The sequence below is a fragment of the Streptomyces sp. P1-3 genome (assembly GCF_050613155.1).
Lineage (GTDB): Bacteria > Actinomycetota > Actinomycetes > Streptomycetales > Streptomycetaceae > Streptomyces.
The window spans coordinates 1423391-1443432 of the sequence record NZ_CP192512.1 but is presented as its reverse complement, the minus strand read 5'-3'; the positions used below and the strand labels follow the sequence as shown (position 1 = coordinate 1443432).

Below are 20042 nucleotides of genomic sequence, written 5' to 3'. Positions count from 1 at the left end.
CCCCGTCAGCCGGTGGGCACGGCGAGCGTGCTGATGCGCAGGGCGCCCTCGGGCGCCCCCGGGTGGCGGCTTGTCATGTCGAGCCGTACCCGTGACGCCCGTACCGCATCGAAGGTGACGACCGTGGGGCCGTCCGACGCGCCGCCCCATGTGACGGACGCGCCCCGCACGGGAACGTACCGCGTGCCGTTCCACGCCGAGACCTCGATCGACGCGGGCAGCGTGTGCGTCGCGTCGAGGGTGAAGGAGACCTCGACCCGGCTGAGCCGCCGCGGCCGCTCCCACGCCACCGACACCCAGTCGGCCGGCCGGGCGCCGTCGAACGCCGGAAGCAGCGCCGTCGCGGCCTTCTGGAACGCGTTGGACCAGCCGGTGGCCGGGTCGCCGTCCAGCATCGCGGCGGGCAGGGTGTCCGCCGCGCCCGAGTAGCTCGCGTCGGCGAGCGGATACGACGGGGCGCCCGGGCCCGGGTCCGGTGCGAAGGGCGTCACCGGGGTGACCGGGCCGGAGCCCCGTCCGGTGGCACGGATGGCGGCGCTGCCCGTACGCAGGCCCTTCGCGCGGGCCGTGACCGTGAGCGAGCCGGGCGCGGTGTCCGAGCGGACGATGGCGAGGGCCTTGCCGTGGTAGGCGGTGCGGGTACTCGCCTGGTAGCGCTCGGCGCTCTCCTGGCGCCCGTTGTCGACGCCCGCCAGCCGGCCCCCCTTGACCTCGAAGGCGATCAGGTGGTCCGCGCCGGGCACCACCGTGCCGCGGGAGTCGACGACCTCGGCCGTCACGAAGCACAGCGACCGGCCGTCCGCCTCGACGGCCTCGCGGTCGGGGGTGAGGCGCACGGCGTGCGGCGTGCCGGCGGTCCGCAGCACGTCGGTGGCGACCACCTGGCCGTCCCGCCTGGCCACCGCCTTCAGCTCGCCGGGCTGATACGGCACCGTCCACGTCAGATGGAGCTTGCCCGCACTGCCGTTGGGGCTGGTGTAGCTGCCGGGGTACGGCCCCGAGGCGACCGTCTTGTCGTCACCGGTGGGTTCCGTGGTCTCCAGATACCGGCGCCCGTCGGTGGTCTTCTTCACGTCGAAGGACCGCACGCCGAGGGACCTGCCGTTGAGGAACAGCTCCACGGTCTCGACGTTCGCGTACGCCCACACCTCGACGTCCGCGCCCTCCTCGTGGTCCGTCCAGTCCATGGGCAGCAGATGCACCATGGGCTGGCTCGTCCACTGGCTGCGGAACAGGTGGTACATGTCCTTGGGGAACCCGGCGGTGTCGACCGCGCCGAAGAAGGACGCCTTCACCGGGAACACCTCGTACGGCGTCGGCTCGCCGATGTAGTCGATGCCGGACCAGAGGAACTGCCCGGCGAAGAACCTCCGGTCGCGGTCCTTCTTCAGCCCGTACTCGCCGCTGTATGTCCACGAGGCGAGGTTGTTGTCGTAACTGGAGGTCGCGCGCCTGCCGGGGGTGTGGTTCTCGCCGGTGTTGAGGTGCCGCGGCTCCTGGTACGCCCCCCGTGTCGAGGTCTCGGACGACGACTCGGACTCGAAGAGGAACAGGTGCGGGTAGCGGGCGTGCAGGGCATCCACCGACGCCGCCGAGTTGTAGTTCAGGCCGAGCCCGTCCAGCTTGGCGAGCATGCGGTCCGCCGCGGAGCCGGGGGCGGGCGGGGTGCGGTACTTGTCGGAGCCGATGACCACCGGCCGGGTGGTGTCCAGCGCCTTGACGCCGTCGATGATCCGCTCGGCCATCGCCAGCCCCGCCGTACTGGTCGAGTCGGGGATCTCGTTGCCGATGGACCACATGACGACCGCGGGTGAGTTGCGCGCGGCGAGCACCATCTCGGCGACGTCGGCCTCGCAGTGCGCGTCGAAGAAGCGCCCGTAGTCGTATCGGTTCTTGCCGGTCCGCCAGCAGTCGAACGCCTCGACCAGCATGATGACGCCGAGCTTCTCGCAGATCGCGATCAGTTCGGGAGCGGGCGGATTGTGCGAGGTGCGCAGGGCGTTGACGCCCATGCTCTTCATGATGGTCATCTGCCGCAGCAGGGCGTCGGCGTTGACGGCCGCGCCCAGCGCGCCCTGGTCGTGGTGCAGGTCGACACCCTGGATCTTGGCGTACTCGCCGTTGAGGGAGAAGCCGCGGTCGGGGTCGAAGGCGGTGTACCGGAAGCCGAAGGGCGTGCGGTGGGTGTCGGTGGTCTCGCCGTCCACCCGGAGCTCGGTCTCCAGGGTGTAGAGCCGTGGTGTCGCGAAGGACCACAACCGCGGTGTGGCGACGGTCATTTCGTGAGTGGCGGTGCGAGCGTCCGCGCCGACGGTGAGCGTGGATTCCGTGGTGGCCACGGTGCGGCCTTCGGGGTCCTTGACCGTGGAGAGCACCGTGACGGCCCGCTCGCCGCCGGACGCGTTGACGACGGTGGTCCGCGCGCGCACGGTCGCGCGTCCGGACTCCAGCTCGGCGGCCAGGTCCGGCGTGGTCACGAAGGTGCCCCAGCGCTGGACGTGGACCGGCTCGGTGACGACGAGCCGGGCGTGCCGGTAGATCCCGCTGCCCGAGTACCAGCGGCTGCTGGGCAGTTGGTTGCGGACCTCGACGGCGAGCACGTTGGCCGTGGTGCCGTCGGTGCGCAGCAGGTCGGTGAGGTCCAGCGCGAACCCGGTGTAGCCGTAGGGATGGTTGCCGACGAGCTCGCCGTTGCAGTAGACGTTCGCGTCCATGTAGACGCCGTCGAACTCGACGGAGATCCGCTTGCCCGCGTACTCCCGCGGCACCGTGAACCTCTTGCGATACCAGCCGAGTCCGCCGGGCAGGAACCCGGTGCCCGCGCTGGTGCCGTGCTCGGTGGTGGGCGTGAGCTCGATGCTCCAGTCGTGCGGTACGGCGACCATCCGCCAGTCCGAGTCGTCGTAGCCGGTCCCGGCGGCGTCGGCGTACGCGCCGGTCGGATCGGTGATCCCACCCGGATTGACGAGCGCGAAGCGCCAGCCGTCGGTCAGCTCGACGGTCCGGCGCCCGGGCTGCCGCGAGTGGTCCGCGGCCTGCGCCCCGGTGGCGGCCTGCGCTCCCGCGGCGGCCTGGGCCCCGGTGGCGGCGAGCGCACCGACGGCCGGCCCGGCCGTACCGGCGATCAGCAATGCTCTGCGGGTGACGGGCATGGGGTTCCCCTCGTAGAGCGAACATGAACATTCAGAAAGCGCCTTAAGAACAACAGATTCTGACGGAATCTCACAGGGGCGCGTCAAGAGTCGCACACAAGTCCCATCTGTCACGGCACCATTGACCGCCCCATGGGCCCATGTCACTCTCTCGGTGGTGAGAGCGCTCTCAGATTCCGTATGCCGGCACCCTGTTTCCTCGTGGCGAAAGGTCTGCCATGCCCGCGTTCACGGCGCTCCCGCGCTCCTGGAAGAGAGCGTTGACAGCACTTCTGTCCTCGGCCCTGCTCTGCGCGGGGCCGGCGGCCGCTCCCACCGAGGCGGCGGGCTCGCCCGCCGCGACGGGGGCGCGCGGCGAAGGCCACCCGGCGGCGGCCACCCCGGTGCGGGTCAACCAGCTCGGCTATCTGCCGGACGGGCCGAAGCGGGCCACGGTGGTCAGCTCGGCCGAGCGGCCGCTGGCCTGGCAGTTGCGCGACTCCTCCGGCGCGGTGGTCGCCTCGGGCGCCACCACGGCGCACGGCACCGACACCGCGTCCCGGGACCCGGCGCACCTGCTGGACTTCTCCTCGTACACCGGTACCGGCACCGGATACACGCTCACCGTCGACGGGGGGCGCAGCCATCCCTTCGACATCCGCGCCGGCCTCTACGGCAGCCTGCGCTCCGACGCGCTGGCCTTCTTCTACCACCAGCGCAGCGGTATCCCCATCGAGGCGTCGCTGGTCGGCCAGGAGTACGCGCGCCCCGCCGGGCACCTCGGGGCCGCGCCGAACCGGGGCGATGTCCGCGTCCCCTGCCAGCAGGGCGTCTGCGACTACCCGCGCGATGTCAGGGGCGGCTGGTACGACGCGGGAGACCACGGCAAGTACGTGGTCAACGGCGGCATCTCCGTCTGGCTGCTGGTGAACTCCTTCGAGCGCGCGCGGCGCGCCGGCACCGGTGACGCGCTCGGCGACTCCACCCTGGCCATCCCCGAACGCGGCAACCGCGTGCCCGACATCCTGGACGAGGCGCGATGGGAGATCGATTTCCTGATGCGCATGCAGGTACCCCGGGGCAGGCCGCACGCGGGCATGGCCTTCCACAAGATCCACGACGCCGCCTGGACCGGCATCCCCATGCTTCCGGACCAGGACGACCAGCCGCGCGAACTCCACCGGCCCTCCACGGCGGCCACGCTCAATCTGGCGGCCGTCACCGCGCAGTGCGCCAGGGTCTACGCCCCATACGACCCCGTCTACGCCGCCCGCTGCCTTGGCGCCTCGCAGCGCGCATGGAAGGCCGCCCGAGCCAACCCGGACATGTTCGCCCCGGACTCGGACAGCACCGGCGGCGGCGCCTACGGTGACGACGAGGTGAGCGACGAGTTCTACTGGGCGGCAAGCGAGTTGTACGCCACCACCGGCATGCCTGCCTACCGCGACGCCGTCACGTCCTCCCCCTGGCACACGTCGGCCGACGCCCTCACGGCGTCCGGCTTCGGCTGGGCCGACACCGCGGCGCTCGGCCGGCTCACCCTGGCCACCGCCCCGAGCGCCCTGCCGGCGGACGACGCCGCGCGGCTGCGCGACTCCGTGGCCACCGCCGCCGACACACACCTGGCGACGATGGCCGGCCAGGGCTACGCCGTGCCCCTCCCCAAGGACGCGTACGTATGGGGCTCCAACAGCCAGGTGGCCAACAACGCGATCGTGATGGCGGCCGCGTATGAACTCACCGCCCAACCGCGCTACCGCACCGGCGTGTTGGAGTCACTGGACTACCTGCTGGGCCGTAACACCCTCGACCTGTCCTACGTCACCGGCTACGGCGATCGGTTCGCGCGGAACCAGCACCACCGGTTCTGGGCCCGCCAGGCCGACGCCGCACTGCCCCACCCGCCCGCCGGATCCCTCGCGGGCGGCCCCAACGCCGCGCTCCAGGACCCGGTCGCCGAGGACAGGCTCAAGGGCTGCGCACCGGCCGCCTGCTACATCGACGACCTCCACTCGTACTCCACCAACGAGGTGACCATCAACTGGAACGCCCCACTGGCCTGGCTCGCGGCCTTCGCCGCCGAGCAGGGGTAGGACAGCCGCCGCCCGTGCGAAGATCGCCTCGCAGTGTGCGCTGACTCCGGCCGTGGAAGGTGACGATGTACGCGATATCCCTGGGCGACGACGGCGCGGAGCTGCGCCCGCTCGAGCCGTGGCGGGCCGAGGAGTTCCTGGCGCACATCGACCGAGGGCGGGAGTTCATCGGGCAGCACAACGCCCTGCCCGACGTCGTCACGGACCTGGAGTCGAGCCGGGCGTTCCTCCAGGCGTACGCGGAGAAGGCCGCGGCCGATGCCGGGCGGATCCACGGCATCTGGGCGGACGGCACGCTGGTCGGCGCGGTCATCTTCCGGACGATGGACGTCGCGCAGGGCACCGCCGAGGCGGGGTGCTGGCTGGAGCCGTCGGCGGTGGGCAGGGGGCTGGTGACCCGGGCCGTGCGGGTGATCATCGACTGGGCCGTCGAGGAGCGGGGCATCCACCGCGTGGAGTGGTGGGTCTCGGCCGGGAACGCGCCCAGCATCGCCGTGGCCCGGCGGCTGGGGATGACGAGGGACGGCGTGCTGCGGGAGAGCTACCTGTACCGGGGGCGGCGGCACGACGAGGAGATCTGGTCGGTGCTCGCGCCCCAGTGGCGGGCGGGCAAGCGGGCGCGCCGGACGGGCTGAACGTTTCTGCCCGTCCGGCGCGTGCCCGTCGGTCAGGACAGCTGGCCGTTGTAGTCCGGCAGCTTGAAGGTGCGCTCGGCGTGGCCGCCGACGAGGTCGGTCTCGCGGTTGCCCACGTTGCCGATGATCGTGTAGCCCTGCTCCTCGATCTCCGCCCGCTTGCCGGTCTTGTAGGCGCTGACCTCTTCGAACAGGTCCGGCAGGTCGCGTACGTGGACGGCGCTGACCGGGTAGCCCTCGGACTCGAGGTTCCACTTGGTGAGGCTGTGGATGATGCCCGGGCGCGCGGTGACGAAGATGATGTCGACGCCCCGGGACTTGGCGTAGCGGGCCAGTTCCAGGGAGGGCTTGAGCGCGGGGGTGGGCAGCTGGTACCAGGGGTGGAAGTCCGTCTCCAGCGTCGTGTTGTCGACGTCGAAGACGAGGGCGAGCTTCTGCCCGTGGGCGTTGGCCGTGCGCTCCTCGATGTAGGGGATGGCTTCGTCGATGACGGCCTGTACGTCGCGCTGCCAGGTGGCGTAGTCGACGTCCGCCGTGGCTCGCGCCGCCGTCGTGCTCAGGGCCGGGGCGGAGGCCGGGGCCGCGGCCGCCGAGGCCGTGGCCGTTCCCCCGAGCCCCAGGGCCAGCACAACCGAGACCGCGCCTATCCGGTGACGCACACCGCGTCCAGTCATCTTCGTATCCCTCACTCTCATTGATGTGGCGGGGGTAGTGGGGACCCTCGTCACTCCGATCATGGTCACGACAGTCGGTGAACAGGGCGCGACGTGGGAGTGGCCGATCAGTGGCGACTTCCCACCTCACCCGTGGCGCGTCCGCTGGAGGCGTCTCAGCGGTCGCGTTGACGCGCCTCAAGTGGTCGCGTGGACGCGCCTCAGCGGTCGCGCAGCGGCACCGACAGATACGACGGGTCGTCCTGCGGCGAGGAGAACGTCAGGTGCGCGCCCGCCGGGTTGTGCTCGGCGTACAGCGGGTCCACGGTGTCCACGACCACGGCGAGCCGGTGCCCGGCCGGGACGTCGTAGGCCGTGGCGAACAGCTCCAGGTCCACCCCGAACGGCTGCCCCGGCACCTTGTCGTGGAAGGTGAACGGCGCGTTGGTGACGAGCTTGCCGATACCCAGTGGGCCCACGTCGTAGAGGTAGGCGACCGCGGTCCCGTCGGCCTTGTCGCTGGTGACGGTGGTGTGCAGCGTCGCCGCGCCGCGCACGCGCTGCTCGGTGGCGTACCGCTCGCTCTGCCAGACGGCGGCGAAGGCGCGCGGCAGCAGCGGGATCGAGGCCATCGGCGGCAGCTTGAGGAACTGGTCGAGGGCGCCTGAGAGCATGACCACGCCTCCGTTGGCGCCGGAGTCGACGTTCGCGGTGATCCGCCGGGTGCCGTCGAGCGGAACGCGGCGCTGGCCGGCCGGCACGGCCGACCAGCTCGGATAGCCCTCGTAGCCGTCGCCGGTACGGGACTTCAGCTGCACCGGCCGCTCGCGGTCGATGCCGTTGCGGTCGCCCTTGAGGTAGCGGTCGAACCAGCGGTGGGCGTTGGTCCACACGTCGTTGGGCAGCCCGAACAGGCCGGTGGCCTCGGCGGTGGCGTGGTCGCCGGGCCGGAACTCCAGGCGCTTGGGCCCGGTCAGCTTCTCGTAGAAATCGGCGTACTGGTTGGGCGGGAAGATCGTGTCGCCCCAGGCGTTGCCCAGCATGATGGCCGCGCCGTTCGCGTTGATGCGGTCGAGGTACGCGGCGGGGGAGCGCTTCTTCCCCCACGCGAGCATCTGCTGCTCCTTGGACAGGTCCGAGCCGAGGAACGCCGCCATGATCTCCTTGAGTTCGGCGCTCGGGCGGCCGGTCAGCGCCCCGGCGCCGCCCAGCAGCGCCCCGGCCTGGACGTGCTGGGTGCGGTTGCCGTAGATGGCCTCGGTCAGGTCCGCCCAGCCGCTCATCGCCACGACGGCCTTGATCCGGGGGTCGGACCCGGAGGCCAGCAGGCTGATCCCGGCGCCGTAGGAGACGCCGCCCATGCCGATGCGATCGGGGTCGGCGAGGGTGTGGGCGAGCGCCCAGTCGATGACCTTGGACGCGTCGGCGATGTCCGGCGGCCCGGCCGTCTCGATCTCGCCGCCGGACTGCCAGAACCCGCGGGCGTTGTAACCGACCACGACATATCCGGACTCGGCCAACTTCTTGGCCTGGGCGATGTATTCGATCTGCGGCATGCCCCAGCTGGTGGGCAGCACGATCAGCGGGTAGCGGCGGCTGCCGTCCGCGTCGCCCGGGGTGAAGACGTTGGCGGCCAGCTTGGTGCCGCCGTCACCGGGGATGTCGACGAACTTCACCGTGGCCCCGGAGAGGGCCTGGGTGCCGGCCGGGGCGGTGGGCGCCGCCTGGGCGGCGGCTGGGGCGACGCCGAGCGCGGCACCGGCCAGCAGGGCCGCCGAGACGGCGGCCGCGGCCGTGGCGCGCAGAGGTATGCGGGCGTGGGTCACTGTCGCTCCTGACATGGATGCCGTGGGGGGCATGGTGGTACTGCGGTGCGATGTGACCTGACGGTAACCTCAGGACTTACCGCGGGTAATAGCTCGGTAAGTTACGCCTGGGTAACGATGGGGGTGGGGCGGGTTGCGGCGGCCGCGGATCCGTCGCGGGGGGCGGAGTGGACCGGTGAAGGAACCGTCGCGGGGCGTGGCCCGGCGCGGGTCAATCGCCCTTGCCGGCGCGCCGCGACGGCGGGGTGAGGGACGTCGCGGTCTTGGTGACGTCTGCGACCACCTCCACCACATCCGGCCCGTACGCCTGGGAGTTGCTGACCTTCAGCAGCAGGCAGAACGACCCGTCCGCCCCGTACTTGCGCGCCAGCCGGGCCCGGTTGCGCACCAGATGGCGGATCGCCGCGCGGTGGGTGACCGGCCGCTGCCCCGCCGCCAGGAAGACCGGCCGGCCGCCCTCGCCGCCCGTCAGCCGGGCCACCAGCACATGCTCGACCGCGCCCGGCTCGGCCCGGTACGCCGTGCCGCCGATGGTCAGCGTGCCGCGGTCCGCACCCGTCTCGTCGCCCGGATGCACCGCCACCCCCGGCAGCAGGTTCGCCATGTGGGAGGCCAGGCGGCGGTGCGCCGTCGGATCGCCGACGCAGAACTCCGTACGCGCGCCGAAGCCCTGCAATCCGGTGTCGTGCGGCGCTATCTCGGCGTGCGCCCCGCAGTTCTCCACGACCGCCGCGAGGCCCAGGAGCGCCAGCGCGTCATGGCGCGGGATGCTCCAGTGCGCCGAGGCACTGTCCCGGTGGGTGACCAGCACGCACTCCGAGCCGTCCGGCAGGCCGAAGAACCGCTGCTCGCGGGTCCGGCCCCGGCGCGCGGCGGCGGCCCGCACGGCCCATCCGAGGGCCAGGCCCACGACCAGGGCCGCGGCGGAGGCGATCAGGTCCTGCACGGTGTCAGTCATGGCCGGGCATGGTAGCGGTGATGCGGGTGTGCGTTCGAGCGGCGGGTGGTTTGGCGGTGGTTTGGTGGTGGTTCGGCGGCTGGTCCGGCGGGGTCCGGCAGGCGGGGGGGGGGAGTGGGACCCGTACGGGCGTAACTCCCGGTCGCGCTGGGGCGCGTGTCAGTGCGCCCCTGTCGGATCCGGTGGTGCGGCGAGTATTCTCCGGCCCTCCGGGTCGTCACGCCGTTCATATGGAGGTATGCATGGCACGCGCCGCGCGCGCAACCGCACCCACGGCAGCCCTCGCACGGCGGGTGCCCGTGCCCGCACGGCGGCGGCTGCCCGTACTCGCCGCGACGACCCTGCTGGTCGCGGGCCTCGGCGCCGTACCGGCCACGGCGACCGCGGCGCCGTCCGCCACGGCTGCGTCCGTCACGGAGGCGTCAGCCTCGGCACCGTCGGCCTTGGCCACCGCCACCCCGCCCAAGACCCCGGTCGCCGCGGGCTACGGCGGCGCCGTCTCCAGCGTCGACCCCGACGCGTCGGCCGCCGGGATCGAGGTGCTGCGGCGCGGCGGGAACGCGGTGGACGCGGCGGTGGCGACCGCCGCCGCGCTCGGCGTCACCGAGCCGTACTCCGCGGGCGTCGGCGGCGGCGGATACTTCGTCTACTACAACGCGAAGCACCGCAAGGTGTTCACCATCGACGGCCGCGAGACCGCGCCGCTGAGCGCGGACCGGAACCTCTTCCTCGGCGCGGACGGCAAGCCGATCCCGTTCGACCAGGCCGTCACCAGCGGACTGGGCGTCGGCACCCCCGGCACCCCGGCGACCTGGGCCCGCGCCCTCGACGCCTGGGGCACCCGTTCGCTCGCGCACGTCCTGCGCCCCGCCGAGCGGCTCGCCCGGCACGGCTTCACCGTCGACGCCACCTTCCGCCAGCAGACCGCCGACAACCAGGCCCGCTTCGCCGACTTCCCGGCCAGCGCCGAACTCTTCCTGCCCGGCGGCGACCTGCCCAAGGTCGGCTCCACCTTCAAGAACCCCGACCTGGCCCGCACCTACGCCCTGCTCGCGAAGAAGGGCGCGGCCGCCGTCTACAAGGGCGAGCTGGGCCGCGACATCATCACCACGGTCCAGCACCCGCCGGTACGCCCCGGCGCCACCCGCGTCGTACGCCCCGGTGACCTGACGGCGAAGGACCTGCGTGCGTACGAGACGAAGCGGCAGGCGCCCACCAGGACGTCATACCGCGGACTCGACGTGTACGGCATGGCGCCCTCCTCCTCGGGCGGGACGACGGTCGCCGAGGCGCTCAACATCCTCGAGCGCACCGACCTGTCGAAGCTGAGCGCGCGGCAGTACCTGCACCGCTACATCGAGGCGAGCCGGGTCGCGTTCGCCGACCGCGGCCGCTGGGTCGGCGACCCGGCGTTCGAGGACGTCCCCACCCGGGGGCTGCTCTCGCAGCGGTTCGCGGACTCCCGCGCGTGCCTGATCAAGGACGACGCGGTGCTGGCCAGCCCGGTCGCGCCCGGCGACCCGGCCGCGCCGAACGGCGCCTGCGGCGCCTCGGGCACCGCCGCCCCCACCACCTACGAGGGCGAGAACACCACGCATCTGACGGTCGCCGACAAGTGGGGCAACGTCGTCGCCTACACCCTCACCATCGAGCAGACCGGCGGCAGCGGCATCACCGTGCCCGGCCGCGGCTTCCTGCTCAACAACGAGCTGACCGACTTCTCCTTCGCCCCCGCCAACCCGGCCGTGCACGACCCCAACCTGCCCGGCCCCGGCAAGCGGCCGCGCTCCTCGATGTCGCCCACGATCGTCCTCGACGACGGCCGCCCGGTCCTCGCGCTCGGCTCGCCCGGCGGTTCGACGATCATCACCACCGTGCTGCAGACGCTGACCGGTCACCTGGACCGCGGGCTGCCGTTGGTCGACGCGATCGCCGCGCCGCGCGCCAGCCAGCGCAACGCGGCCACGACGGACCTGGAACCCGGCCTGTGGAACAGCCCGCTCCGCTCCCAACTGGAGGCGCTGGGGCACACGTTCAAGCAGAACCCGGAGATCGGGGCGGCCACGGGGGTGCAGCGCCTGCCCGACGGCCGCTGGCTGGCGGCGGCGGAGACGGTACGCCGGGGCGGCGGCTCGGCGATGGTGGTCCGACCGGCGGGGGACGCGCGGTGAGGGCGTATGCGCGGTGAGGGTGCACAAGGCGGTGAACGCACGCACTGAATGAGGGTGCGCACTCCATGAGGGCGCGCACGCGGTGACGGCGCGCACGCGCTGAAGGAGGGCGCACACCGGCAAGAACCGGACATGGCGCGATTCGTCCTGGTGTGCGCGTCCGGAAAAGCGCCCGTAGCACAGCGGTGCCCCGTTCTGTAACACGTCCGAGGTCCAATGCCTGCGCACCGTGGCCGTCCGGCTACGGGGGAGGAGCGGAGATGGTGGACGGCCAACTCCCGGCGGCGGAGACTGATTTCGCACGGTACCTGCGGGCGCTGACCGGCCGGCTGGACCCGGGCGCGGGCTGGTACGGCGTGTTCGCGCGGCGCGACCCGGACGGGATACGGGCCTGCCTGGACGGCAACGAGGTGCCGCCCTGGGACGTGGTGCGGGCGCTGCTCCAGGACCTGTCCGCCCGGTGCGGTACGGACGTCGCCCGCCAGGCGGCCGACCGGGCCGCGGCCCTGTACCGGGCGGCCGTCGCCACCCACGACGCCCGCCCCGGAGCGGTCGAGGACCTCCGCAACCGGCTGCGGCTGATGGTCCGCGAACAGCGGTACGCGACCCGGCGCGAGGGGGACCTGACGGAGGCGCTGCATACGACGCCTCCCGGTGAGGCCGCCTCCGGCCTCACCGCCGAACTCGCCTGGGCCCGCGACGACCGCCAACGCGCCATGGCCCGCTGCGAGGAACTGGCGGCCCGCCTGGCCGCGCTCGGGGCTGATCCGCGCGGCGGCGCGGTGCCGGCAGCCGCAGCGGACCCGCGCGGGGGTGGAACACCGGGAGTCGTAAACGATCCGCGCGGGGGCGGCGCGGTGCCGGGAGCGGCGGCCGATCCGCACGGGGGCGGGGCCTCGGAGTCCGCGGACGGGGCGGGGCCGAGCCCGGCGGATGCCCGCCCGGCCCCCGCCACCGAGCCCGCACCCGAGAGCGCATACGCACCCATGCCCGAGAGTGCACACGCGCCCATGCCCGCGAGCGAACCGGCACTCGCGCCCGCGAGCGCATCCGCATCCGCTCCGGCCCGGCGGCGGCCGCGGGGCGCGCGTTTCGCCGGGGTCGAGGTCGCGGAGACCGACACCGCGACCGCCCCGCCGCCTGTCCCGCAGGCGGTCTCGCCAGGTGCCGGTACGCCGCGCGGCGCGCGCTTCGCCGGGGCGGCGGGTGATGGCGGCCCCGGCGGCGGACGCCGTAGACGCGGCAAGGCGGCGAAGGCGACCGAGGCGGCCACGGCGGCGGCAGCGGCGAACGGGGCGGGAACGGTGGCCGACGGCGCCGACCCGGAGCGGATCGCGGCGGCACGGTACGCGGCGGAGGAGGCCGTGGCCCGGCTCGCGCGGCTGCGGGCGGAACACCGAAGCGGCGAGGCGCACGAGCTGCTCTGCGCGGCCGCCGCCTGGCCCGCCGAGCGCCTGCCGTTACTCGCCGCCCGACTCGAACACGCCGGCCTCGCCGCCGATGTCGCGACCCTGCTGTGGGAGGCCGCCTGCCTGCCGCCCGCCGCACTGGCCGCGGCCGCCGCTGCCCTGACAGCCCAGGGCCGCGCCCGCGACTGCGCCCAACTGCTCCGGCAGAGCGTCGCCCGCCCGGTCGCCGAGGTGGCCCAGACGGCCATGGCGCTGCGCGCGGCGGGGCAGACCCCGGAGGCGGACTTCCTACTGGAGGCGCTGGTCCGTGCCCGCACCCCAGAAGAATCCGCCCACGCGGCGGCCGACGCCCCCGATCAACTGATCCCCCTCCTGCTGTCCGCCGCCCGGAAAGTCTCCTCCGGAAGACACCACGACCTGGCCCACGCGCTACGCGTCGCGGGCCTGGGGTGACGAAGAGTCGACGTACGCGACGGGAAGCAGCTCCGGGCGCTTGGCCGTGCGGCCCTCGCCGGAGGAGCGGCCGCGCAGGCGTCTGCCCAGCCAGGGGCCGAGGAAGGTCGCGGCCCAGCGCAGCTCGGCGGGTGCGGCGCGCCAGCCGGTGGGCGCGGGGGTGGGCGGGGGCGGTAGGGGGCGGGTCCAGGCGTCGCTGCTGCCGGGCAGCCGCAGGGCGTGGGCGACGGCGGCGGCGATCCGTTCGTGCCCGAGCGGGCTGGCGTGGAGCCGGTCCTGGCTCCACAGCCGGGGATCGCCGACCACGGCGTGGTGGGCGGTCTCGGCGACGGTGACGCCGTGCCGGCCGGCCGCCGCGCGGATGCGGTGGTTGAGGGCGGTGACGCGGGGGCCGATCGGGCGGGCGAGCGGGGTGATCCGCGCGGCGTCGGGGAAGGTCACGGTCGCCACATGGGCGCCCTGGGCGGTGAGTTCGGCGAACATCGCCTCCAGATGGCCGGCCACCTCGTCGGCGTCGAATCGCGGCCGGAGCAGGTCGTTGACCCCCGCGACGACGGTGGCCAGATCGGGGCGCAGAGCGAGGGCCGGGCCGAGCTGTTCGGCGCGGACCTGGGCCGCGACGCGCCCGCGTACGGCCAGGTTTGCGTAGCGGACATCGGGGGCGAGCGCCGCGAGCCGCTCGGCCAGGCGGTCGGCCCAGCCGCGCAGGCCCACCGTGTCGTCCCCGTCGCCGAGCCCCTCGGTCTGGCTGTCGCCCAGGGCCACGTACCGCACGAACTCACCGGCCGGCATGGGCCGCCCGCCTCTCCCGCAGGGTCGCGGCGCTGCGGCGGCACCAGTCCCGGTTGCCCTGCTCGAAGGCGAGGCCGCGCAGGCAGGTGAGGTAGGGGCCGACCCGTTCGCCGGTGCGCAGGAACGCCTCCTCGCTCCGGTCCCCCCGCATCTGCCGCAGCAGCGTGTCGAACAGCTCGATCTTGGCTTCGGCGAAGGCGGCCCGCTCCATGAGGTGCGCGATCACCTCGTCGGTGTCGACATGGTCGACGGCCTGGACCTTGACGAGCAGGTCATCGCGGATGAAGGACGGTTTGGCGGCGGTGGACGCGAACCGCTCCAGCTCGGCGAGGCCGGCCTCGGTGACCCTGAAGACGCGCTTGTTGGGACGGGTGTCCTGGACCACCTCCCGCCCCGCCACCAGCCCTTCCCCCTCCAGCCTGGCCAGCTCGGCGTAGAGCTGCTGGGGCAGGGCGTGCCAGAAGTTCGCCACACCCATGTCGAACGCCTTGGCCAGCTGGTATCCGCTGAGCTGCTCGTCCAGCAGTGCCGCCAGCACGGCGTGCCGCAACGCCATCGCCGGTGCCTCCTCGCCTCTGTGCCGTCTCTGCCCGCCGGGCCGTCCCGTCTCTGTCCGCCGGGCCGACCCTCATGGTACTACTCAAGAAAGTGACTAGTCAGATTCTTGAGTAGTACACATCGAGGAGGAGTCGAGGAGTCATGGGGACCGCAGACCGCTTCCGTGCCGCCGTCGAAGGCCGCGACCTCGCCGCCCTGGAGGACCTGTTCACGGAGGACATCCGCTTCTACAGCCCAGTGAAGTTCACGCCCTTCGAGGGCAGGCCGATGGTGCTGGGCCTCTTCGGCGTGCTGCTGCGCACCTTCGAGGGGTTCCGCTACGTCGGGTACTTCGACGGCGTGGCCGAGACCGGCGCCGACGGCTCCGAGGCCCCGTCGGCCGCCCTGCTGTTCCGGGCCGCCGTCAACGGGAAGCAGATCCACGGCATCGACCTGCTGCACTTCGACGAGTCGGGCAGGATCAAGGAGTTCACGGTGATGGTGCGGCCGCAGTCGGCGGTGCACGCCCTGGGTGAGGCGGTCCTCGCCGGCCTGGTCGCCGACGGGCTGGTGCCCGCCCCGGCCGATCGCTAGCAACGGAACGGGCCCGCCGATCGCCCGCGGGCCCGCGATCGCCCACCGGGGCGCCCCGGGGCGCGCGGCGCGAGACGCGCTGCCGGAAACGTGATCGGCTTCGTTGCTTAACGCGGGCGGTCTTGTCACCGTGGAGGCCGGGTCGTACGTTCTCCATCTACGCCCGGTGTCTACGTGCGTAGATGCTTCTGACGTGCAGTCAAAGGAGCCGCTCATGGCCAAGATTGTCCGTGCAGCCCTGGTCCAGGCCACCTGGACCGGTGATACCGAGTCGATGATCGCGAAGCATGAGGCGCACGCCCGCGCGGCGGCCGCGCAGGGTGCCCAGGTGATCGGGTTCCAAGAGGTCTTCAACGCCCCGTACTTCTGCCAGGTGCAGGAACCCGAGCACTACCGCTGGGCCGAACCCGTGCCCGACGGCCCGACCGTGCGCCGGATGCGGGAGCTGGCCCGCGAGACCGGCATGGTCGTCGTCGTGCCGGTCTTCGAGATCGAGCAGTCAGGCTTCTACTACAACACCGCCGCCGTCATCGACGCCGACGGCAGCTACCTCGGCAAGTACCGCAAGCACCACATCCCGCAGGTGAAGGGCTTCTGGGAGAAGTATTACTTCAAACCCGGGAACGCGGGCTGGCCCGTCTTCGACACCGCCGTCGGCAAGGTCGGCGTCTACATCTGCTACGACCGGCACTTCCCCGAGGGCTGGCGGCAGCTCGGCCTCGGCGGCGCCCAGCTCGTGTACAACCCGTCCGCCACCTCCCGCGGCCTGTCGGCCTACCTGTGGCAGCTGGAGCAGCCCGCCGCCGCCGTCGCCAACGAGTACTTCATCGCCGCGATCAACCGCGTCGGCCAGGAGGAGTACGGCGACAACGACTTCTACGGAACCTCGTACTTCGTCGATCCGCGGGGGCAGTTCGTCGGCGACGTCGCCAGCGACAAGGAGGAGGAGCTGGTCGTCCGCGACCTCGACTTCGGGCTGATCGACGAGGTCCGGCAGCAGTGGGCGTTCTACCGCGACCGCCGGCCCGACGCGTACGAGGGGCTGGTGCGGCCATGAGCGACACTCACGCCGCGCTCCACCTGCGGCACCGCGCCGTCGCCCCCGACTGGCTCGCCCTCTACTACCGCGAGCCCATCGAGCTCACGCACGGCGAGGGCCGCCACGTCTGGGACGCCGACGGAAAGCGCTACCTCGACTTCTTCGGCGGCATCCTCACCACCATGACCGCCCACGCCCTGCCCGAGGTCACCAAGGCCGTCGCGGAGCAGGCCGGCCGCATCATCCACTCCTCGACCCTCTACCTCAACCGGCCCATGGTCGAGCTGGCCGAACGCGTCGCCCGGCTCTCCGGCATCCCCGACGCGCGCGTCTTCTTCACCACCTCCGGCACCGAGGCCAACGACACCGCCCTGCTGCTCGCCACCACCTACCGCCGCTCCAACCAGGTCCTGGCGATGCGCAACAGCTACCACGGCAGGTCCTTCTCGGCCGTCGGCGTCACCGGAAACCGCTCCTGGTCGCCCACCAGCCTCTCACCGCTCCAGACGCTGTACGTACACGGCGGGGTGCGCGGCCGCGGCCCGTTCGCGGCGCTGTCCGACAGCGAGTTCATCGACGCGTGCGTCGCCGACCTGGAGGACGTCCTCGGCCAGGCCCATGGCAACGTCGCCGCCCTCATCGCCGAGCCGGTCCAGGGCGTCGGCGGGTTCACCGCCCCGCCCGACGGGCTGTACGCGGCCTTCCGCGAGGTCCTCGACCGGCACGGCATCCTGTGGATCACCGACGAGGTGCAGACCGGCTGGGGCAGGACCGGCGAGTACTTCTGGGGCTGGCAGGCCCACGCCGCCGCCGGGCCGCCCGACATGCTCACCTTCGCCAAGGGCATCGGCAACGGCATGTCCATCGGCGGTGTCGTGGCCCGCGCCGAGGTCATGAACTGCCTGGACGCCAACTCCATCTCCACCTTCGGTGGCAGCCCCGTCACCATGGCCGCCGGGCTCGCCAACCTCGCGTACCTCCTGGAGAACGACCTCCAGGGCAACGCCCGCCGGGTCGGGGGACTGCTCCTCGAACGGCTGCGGGCCGCCAGCGCGGGCAACGACGCCGTACGGGAGGTGCGCGGCCGCGGCCTGATGATCGCGATCGAACTGGTCGAGCGCGACGGATCGCCGTCGCCGAACGCCGCCACCGCCGCCCTCGAATCCGCCCGGGAGAACGGCCTGCTCGTCGGCAAGGGCGGCCTGGCGGGCAACACCCTGCGCATCGCCCCACCGCTCTCCCTCACCGTCCGGGAGGCGGAGGAGGGCGCGGCCATCCTCGAAACCGCCCTGCGCCAGGCCCAGGACACGATCGCGGGGAAGGAGCCGTCATGACCCGTACCGTCATCCGCGGCGGACTCGTCATCACCGCCGCCGACGAGGTGCACGCCGACGTCCTGATCGAGGACGGGCGCGTCGCCGCGCTCGCCGCGCAGGGCAGCGCGTACGCCGAAGGCTGGACCGCCGACCGCACGATCGACGCCACCGGCCACTACGTCATCCCGGGCGGCGTCGACGCGCACACCCACATGGAGCTGCCGTTCGGCGGCACCTTCGCCTCCGACACCTTCGAGACCGGAACCCGCGCCGCCGCCTGGGGCGGCACCACGACCATCGTGGACTTCGCCGTCCAGTCGGTGGGCCGCTCCCTGCGCGAGGGCCTGGACGCCTGGCAGGCGAAGGCGGACGGCAAGTGCGCCGTCGACTACGCCTTCCACATGATCCTGTCCGACGTCACCGAGGACTCCCTCAAGGAGATGGACGCCCTCATAGGCGAAGGAATCTCCTCGTTCAAGCTGTTCATGGCCTACCCAGGGGTCTTCTACAGCGACGACGGGCAGATCCTGCGCGCCATGCAGCGCTCCGCCGCCAACGGCGGGCTGATCATGATGCACGCCGAGAACGGCATCGCCATCGACGTACTCGTCGAACAGGCCCTCGCGGCGGGCCGCACCGCCCCCCGCCACCACGGCGAGGTCCGCAAGGCGCTGCTGGAGGCCGAGGCCACCCACCGCGCCATCCAGCTCGCGCGGGTGGCGGGCGCGCCCCTGTACGTCGTGCACGTCTCGGCGGAGGAGGCCGTCGCCGAGCTGGCCGCCGCCCGCGACAAGGGGCTGCCCGTCTTCGGCGAGACCTGCCCGCAGTACCTGTTCCTGTCCACCGACAACCTGGCCGAGCCGGACTTCGAGGGCGCCAAGTACGTGTGCTCCACACCGCTGCGGCCCCGCGAGCACCAGGCCGCGCTCTGGCGGGGCCTGCGCACCAACGACCTCCAGGTGGTCTCCACCGACCACTGCCCCTTCTGCTTCACCGGCCAGAAGGAGCTGGGCCGCGGCGACTTCTCCAAGATCCCCAACGGGCTCCCCGGCGTGGAGAACCGGATGGACCTGCTGCACCAGGCCGTGGTCGACGGGCACCTCACGCGCCGCCGCTGGATCGAGACCGCCTGCGCCACCCCCGCCCGGATGTTCGGCCTCTACCCGAAGAAGGGCACCATCGCCCCCGGCTCGGACGCCGACATCGTCATCTACGACCCGAACGCCCAGCAGACCCTGTCCGCCGACACCCACCACATGAACGTCGACTACTCGGCGTACGAGGGCAAACGGGTCACCGGGCAGGTCGTCACGGTGCTGTCGCGCGGCGAAACCGTCATCGACCGGAGACAGTTCACCGGGCGGGCGGGACACGGCCGCTTCGTCCCTCGCGACACCTGCCAGTACCTCAGCTGACCCCGGGAGTGAGTGATGGACTTCGGACTCGTCCTGCAGACCGACCCGCCCGCGTCGGCCCTCGTCGGACTGATGCGGCGCGCCGAACGCAACGGCTTCCGCTACGGCTGGACCTTCGACTCGGCCGTCCTGTGGCAGGAGCCCTTCGTCATCTACAGCCGCGTCCTGGAACACACCGAGCGGCTGATCGTCGGCCCGATGGTCACCAACCCCGGCACGCGCACCTGGGAGGTCACCGCCTCCACCTTCGCCACCCTGAACGACATGTACGGCAACCGCACGGTGTGCGGCATCGGCCGCGGCGACTCCGCGATGCGCGTGGCGGGCCGCAGACCCAACACCCTGGCCCGGCTGGGGCAGGCCATCGACGCCATCCGCGACCTGGCGGAGGGCCGCGAGGCGGTCGTGGACGGCACCACCCTGCGCCTGCCGTGGGTCAAGGAGGGCAGCCTGCCGGTGTGGATGGCGGCCTACGGGCCGAAAGCGCTCGCACTGGCCGGGCAGAAGGCCGACGGCTTCATCCTCCAGCTCGCCGACCCGTTCCTGACGGAGTGGATGGTCAGGGCCGTCCGCACCGCCGCCGCCGAGGCGGGCCGCGACCCCGACGCGCTCACCATCTGCGTCGCCGCGCCCGCCTACGTCGGCGACGACCTCGCCCGCGCGCGCGAGCAGTGCCGATGGTTCGGCGGCATGGTCGGCAACCACGTCGCCGACCTGGTCACACGGTATGGCGAGCACTCCGGCGCCGTACCCGAGGAGCTGACCGAGTACATCAAGCAGCGCACGGGCTACGACTACAGCCACCACGGGCGTGCCGGGAACCCCGACACCGCCTTCGTCCCCGACGACATCGTCGACCGCTTCTGCCTCCTGGGCCCGGTCGAGGCGCACATCGAGAAGCTGCGGCGGCTGGCAGACCTGGGCGTGGACCAGTTCGCGGTCTACGCCATGCACGACGCGAAGGAGGCGACGATCGACGCGTACGGACAGCGGGTGATCCCCGCGCTGTCCGGCTGACCG

At 72.6% G+C, this 20042-nt stretch carries 15 protein-coding genes; 9 read left to right on the top strand and 6 right to left on the bottom strand.

The window, feature by feature from the left end; genetic code table 11:
• Positions 1 to 5 precede the first annotated feature (5 nt).
• On the bottom strand, positions 6 to 3152 hold the full coding sequence (locus tag ACQUSR_RS06255) for a glycoside hydrolase family 2 TIM barrel-domain containing protein (protein ID WP_431041539.1): 3147 nt from the start codon (positions 3150 to 3152) through the stop codon (positions 6 to 8).
• A gap of 218 nt (positions 3153 to 3370) precedes the next feature.
• Between ACQUSR_RS06255 and ACQUSR_RS06250 the strand changes: the two genes are divergently transcribed.
• Positions 3371 to 5224, top strand: coding sequence for a glycoside hydrolase family 9 protein (locus ACQUSR_RS06250; protein ID WP_431041538.1), 1854 nt, complete (start codon positions 3371 to 3373; stop codon positions 5222 to 5224).
• A 65-nt stretch (positions 5225 to 5289) separates the two neighbouring features.
• Positions 5290 to 5859, top strand: a complete 570-nt coding sequence (locus ACQUSR_RS06245) for a GNAT family N-acetyltransferase (RefSeq protein ID WP_431041537.1) — start codon at positions 5290 to 5292, stop codon at positions 5857 to 5859.
• A 32-nt stretch (positions 5860 to 5891) separates the two neighbouring features.
• On the opposite strand, the gene ACQUSR_RS06240 is transcribed toward ACQUSR_RS06245, so the two are convergent.
• From ACQUSR_RS06240 to ACQUSR_RS06230, 3 genes are all read right to left on the bottom strand, one after another.
• The gene (locus tag ACQUSR_RS06240; protein WP_431041536.1) at positions 5892 to 6533 is read right to left on the bottom strand and encodes an HAD family acid phosphatase; all 642 of its coding nucleotides are present in this window, start codon (positions 6531 to 6533) and stop codon (positions 5892 to 5894) included.
• A 200-nt stretch (positions 6534 to 6733) separates the two neighbouring features.
• Positions 6734 to 8338: a CocE/NonD family hydrolase gene (locus ACQUSR_RS06235; RefSeq protein ID WP_431041535.1), complete on the bottom strand. Its 1605-nt coding sequence runs from the start codon at positions 8336 to 8338 to the stop codon at positions 6734 to 6736.
• A gap of 211 nt (positions 8339 to 8549) precedes the next feature.
• Positions 8550 to 9296, bottom strand: coding sequence for a hypothetical protein (locus ACQUSR_RS06230; RefSeq protein WP_431041534.1), 747 nt, complete (start codon positions 9294 to 9296; stop codon positions 8550 to 8552).
• Positions 9297 to 9538: 242 nt separating this feature from the next.
• Between ACQUSR_RS06230 and ggt the strand changes: the two genes are divergently transcribed.
• On the top strand, positions 9539 to 11467 hold the full coding sequence (gene ggt, locus ACQUSR_RS06225; protein WP_431041533.1) for a gamma-glutamyltransferase: 1929 nt from the start codon (positions 9539 to 9541) through the stop codon (positions 11465 to 11467).
• A 260-nt stretch (positions 11468 to 11727) separates the two neighbouring features.
• A complete protein-coding gene (locus tag ACQUSR_RS06220) occupies positions 11728 to 13329 on the top strand; it encodes a hypothetical protein (protein WP_431041532.1) in 1602 nt (533 codons plus the stop codon).
• On the opposite strand, the gene ACQUSR_RS06215 is transcribed toward ACQUSR_RS06220, so the two are convergent.
• Both ACQUSR_RS06215 and ACQUSR_RS06210 read right to left on the bottom strand, forming a co-directional pair.
• Positions 13306 to 14121 carry an SGNH/GDSL hydrolase family protein gene (locus ACQUSR_RS06215; protein WP_431041531.1) on the bottom strand — a complete coding sequence of 272 codons (816 nt, stop codon included), beginning with the start codon at positions 14119 to 14121 and terminating at the stop codon, positions 13306 to 13308. The two genes, ACQUSR_RS06220 and ACQUSR_RS06215, sit on opposite strands and share 24 nt — an antisense overlap.
• Positions 14108 to 14677, bottom strand: coding sequence for a PadR family transcriptional regulator (locus tag ACQUSR_RS06210; RefSeq protein ID WP_431041530.1), 570 nt, complete (start codon positions 14675 to 14677; stop codon positions 14108 to 14110). The genes ACQUSR_RS06215 and ACQUSR_RS06210 overlap by 14 nt, the downstream gene beginning before the upstream one ends.
• A 143-nt stretch (positions 14678 to 14820) precedes the next feature.
• On the opposite strand from ACQUSR_RS06210, the gene ACQUSR_RS06205 reads away from it, so the two are divergent.
• The 5 genes from ACQUSR_RS06205 to ACQUSR_RS06185 all read left to right on the top strand — a co-directional run bounded on the left by ACQUSR_RS06205 (position 14821) and on the right by ACQUSR_RS06185 (position 20039).
• Positions 14821 to 15252 (top strand): nuclear transport factor 2 family protein, encoded by a 432-nt coding sequence (locus ACQUSR_RS06205; RefSeq protein WP_431041529.1) that lies wholly within the window; start codon positions 14821 to 14823, stop codon positions 15250 to 15252.
• A gap of 214 nt (positions 15253 to 15466) precedes the next feature.
• On the top strand, positions 15467 to 16309 hold the full coding sequence (locus ACQUSR_RS06200) for a nitrilase-related carbon-nitrogen hydrolase (RefSeq protein ID WP_431041528.1): 843 nt from the start codon (positions 15467 to 15469) through the stop codon (positions 16307 to 16309).
• Complete coding sequence (locus ACQUSR_RS06195; protein ID WP_431041527.1) at positions 16306 to 17625, top strand: aspartate aminotransferase family protein; 1320 nt, start codon at positions 16306 to 16308, stop codon at positions 17623 to 17625. Before ACQUSR_RS06200 ends, ACQUSR_RS06195 begins: the two co-directional genes overlap by 4 nt.
• Positions 17622 to 19022 carry a dihydropyrimidinase gene (gene hydA / locus ACQUSR_RS06190; protein WP_431041526.1) on the top strand — a complete coding sequence of 467 codons (1401 nt, stop codon included), beginning with the start codon at positions 17622 to 17624 and terminating at the stop codon, positions 19020 to 19022. The genes ACQUSR_RS06195 and hydA overlap by 4 nt, the downstream gene beginning before the upstream one ends.
• 15 nt (positions 19023 to 19037) lie before the next feature.
• Positions 19038 to 20039, top strand: a complete 1002-nt coding sequence (locus tag ACQUSR_RS06185; RefSeq protein ID WP_431041525.1) for a TIGR03842 family LLM class F420-dependent oxidoreductase — start codon at positions 19038 to 19040, stop codon at positions 20037 to 20039.
• Positions 20040 to 20042 lie beyond the last annotated feature (3 nt).

What these genes read in the sequence shown, in the direction of transcription:
- ACQUSR_RS06215 (WP_431041531.1), bottom strand. Translation starts at nt 14,121, where the DNA reads ATGCCGGCCGGTGAGTTCGTGCGGTACGTGGCCCTGGGCGACAGCCAG.
- ACQUSR_RS06220 (WP_431041532.1), top strand. Translation starts at nt 11,728, where the DNA reads ATGGTGGACGGCCAACTCCCGGCGGCGGAGACTGATTTCGCACGGTAC.
- ACQUSR_RS06200 (WP_431041528.1), top strand. Translation starts at nt 15,467, where the DNA reads ATGGCCAAGATTGTCCGTGCAGCCCTGGTCCAGGCCACCTGGACCGGT.
- ACQUSR_RS06240 (WP_431041536.1), bottom strand. Translation starts at nt 6,533, where the DNA reads ATGACTGGACGCGGTGTGCGTCACCGGATAGGCGCGGTCTCGGTTGTG.
- ACQUSR_RS06255 (WP_431041539.1), bottom strand. Translation starts at nt 3,152, where the DNA reads ATGCCCGTCACCCGCAGAGCATTGCTGATCGCCGGTACGGCCGGGCCG.
- ACQUSR_RS06205 (WP_431041529.1), top strand. Translation starts at nt 14,821, where the DNA reads ATGGGGACCGCAGACCGCTTCCGTGCCGCCGTCGAAGGCCGCGACCTC.
- ACQUSR_RS06245 (WP_431041537.1), top strand. Translation starts at nt 5,290, where the DNA reads ATGTACGCGATATCCCTGGGCGACGACGGCGCGGAGCTGCGCCCGCTC.
- ACQUSR_RS06185 (WP_431041525.1), top strand. Translation starts at nt 19,038, where the DNA reads ATGGACTTCGGACTCGTCCTGCAGACCGACCCGCCCGCGTCGGCCCTC.
- hydA (WP_431041526.1), top strand. Translation starts at nt 17,622, where the DNA reads ATGACCCGTACCGTCATCCGCGGCGGACTCGTCATCACCGCCGCCGAC.
- ACQUSR_RS06210 (WP_431041530.1), bottom strand. Translation starts at nt 14,677, where the DNA reads ATGGCGTTGCGGCACGCCGTGCTGGCGGCACTGCTGGACGAGCAGCTC.
- ACQUSR_RS06230 (WP_431041534.1), bottom strand. Translation starts at nt 9,296, where the DNA reads ATGACTGACACCGTGCAGGACCTGATCGCCTCCGCCGCGGCCCTGGTC.
- ACQUSR_RS06250 (WP_431041538.1), top strand. Translation starts at nt 3,371, where the DNA reads ATGCCCGCGTTCACGGCGCTCCCGCGCTCCTGGAAGAGAGCGTTGACA.
- ggt (WP_431041533.1), top strand. Translation starts at nt 9,539, where the DNA reads ATGGCACGCGCCGCGCGCGCAACCGCACCCACGGCAGCCCTCGCACGG.
- ACQUSR_RS06195 (WP_431041527.1), top strand. Translation starts at nt 16,306, where the DNA reads ATGAGCGACACTCACGCCGCGCTCCACCTGCGGCACCGCGCCGTCGCC.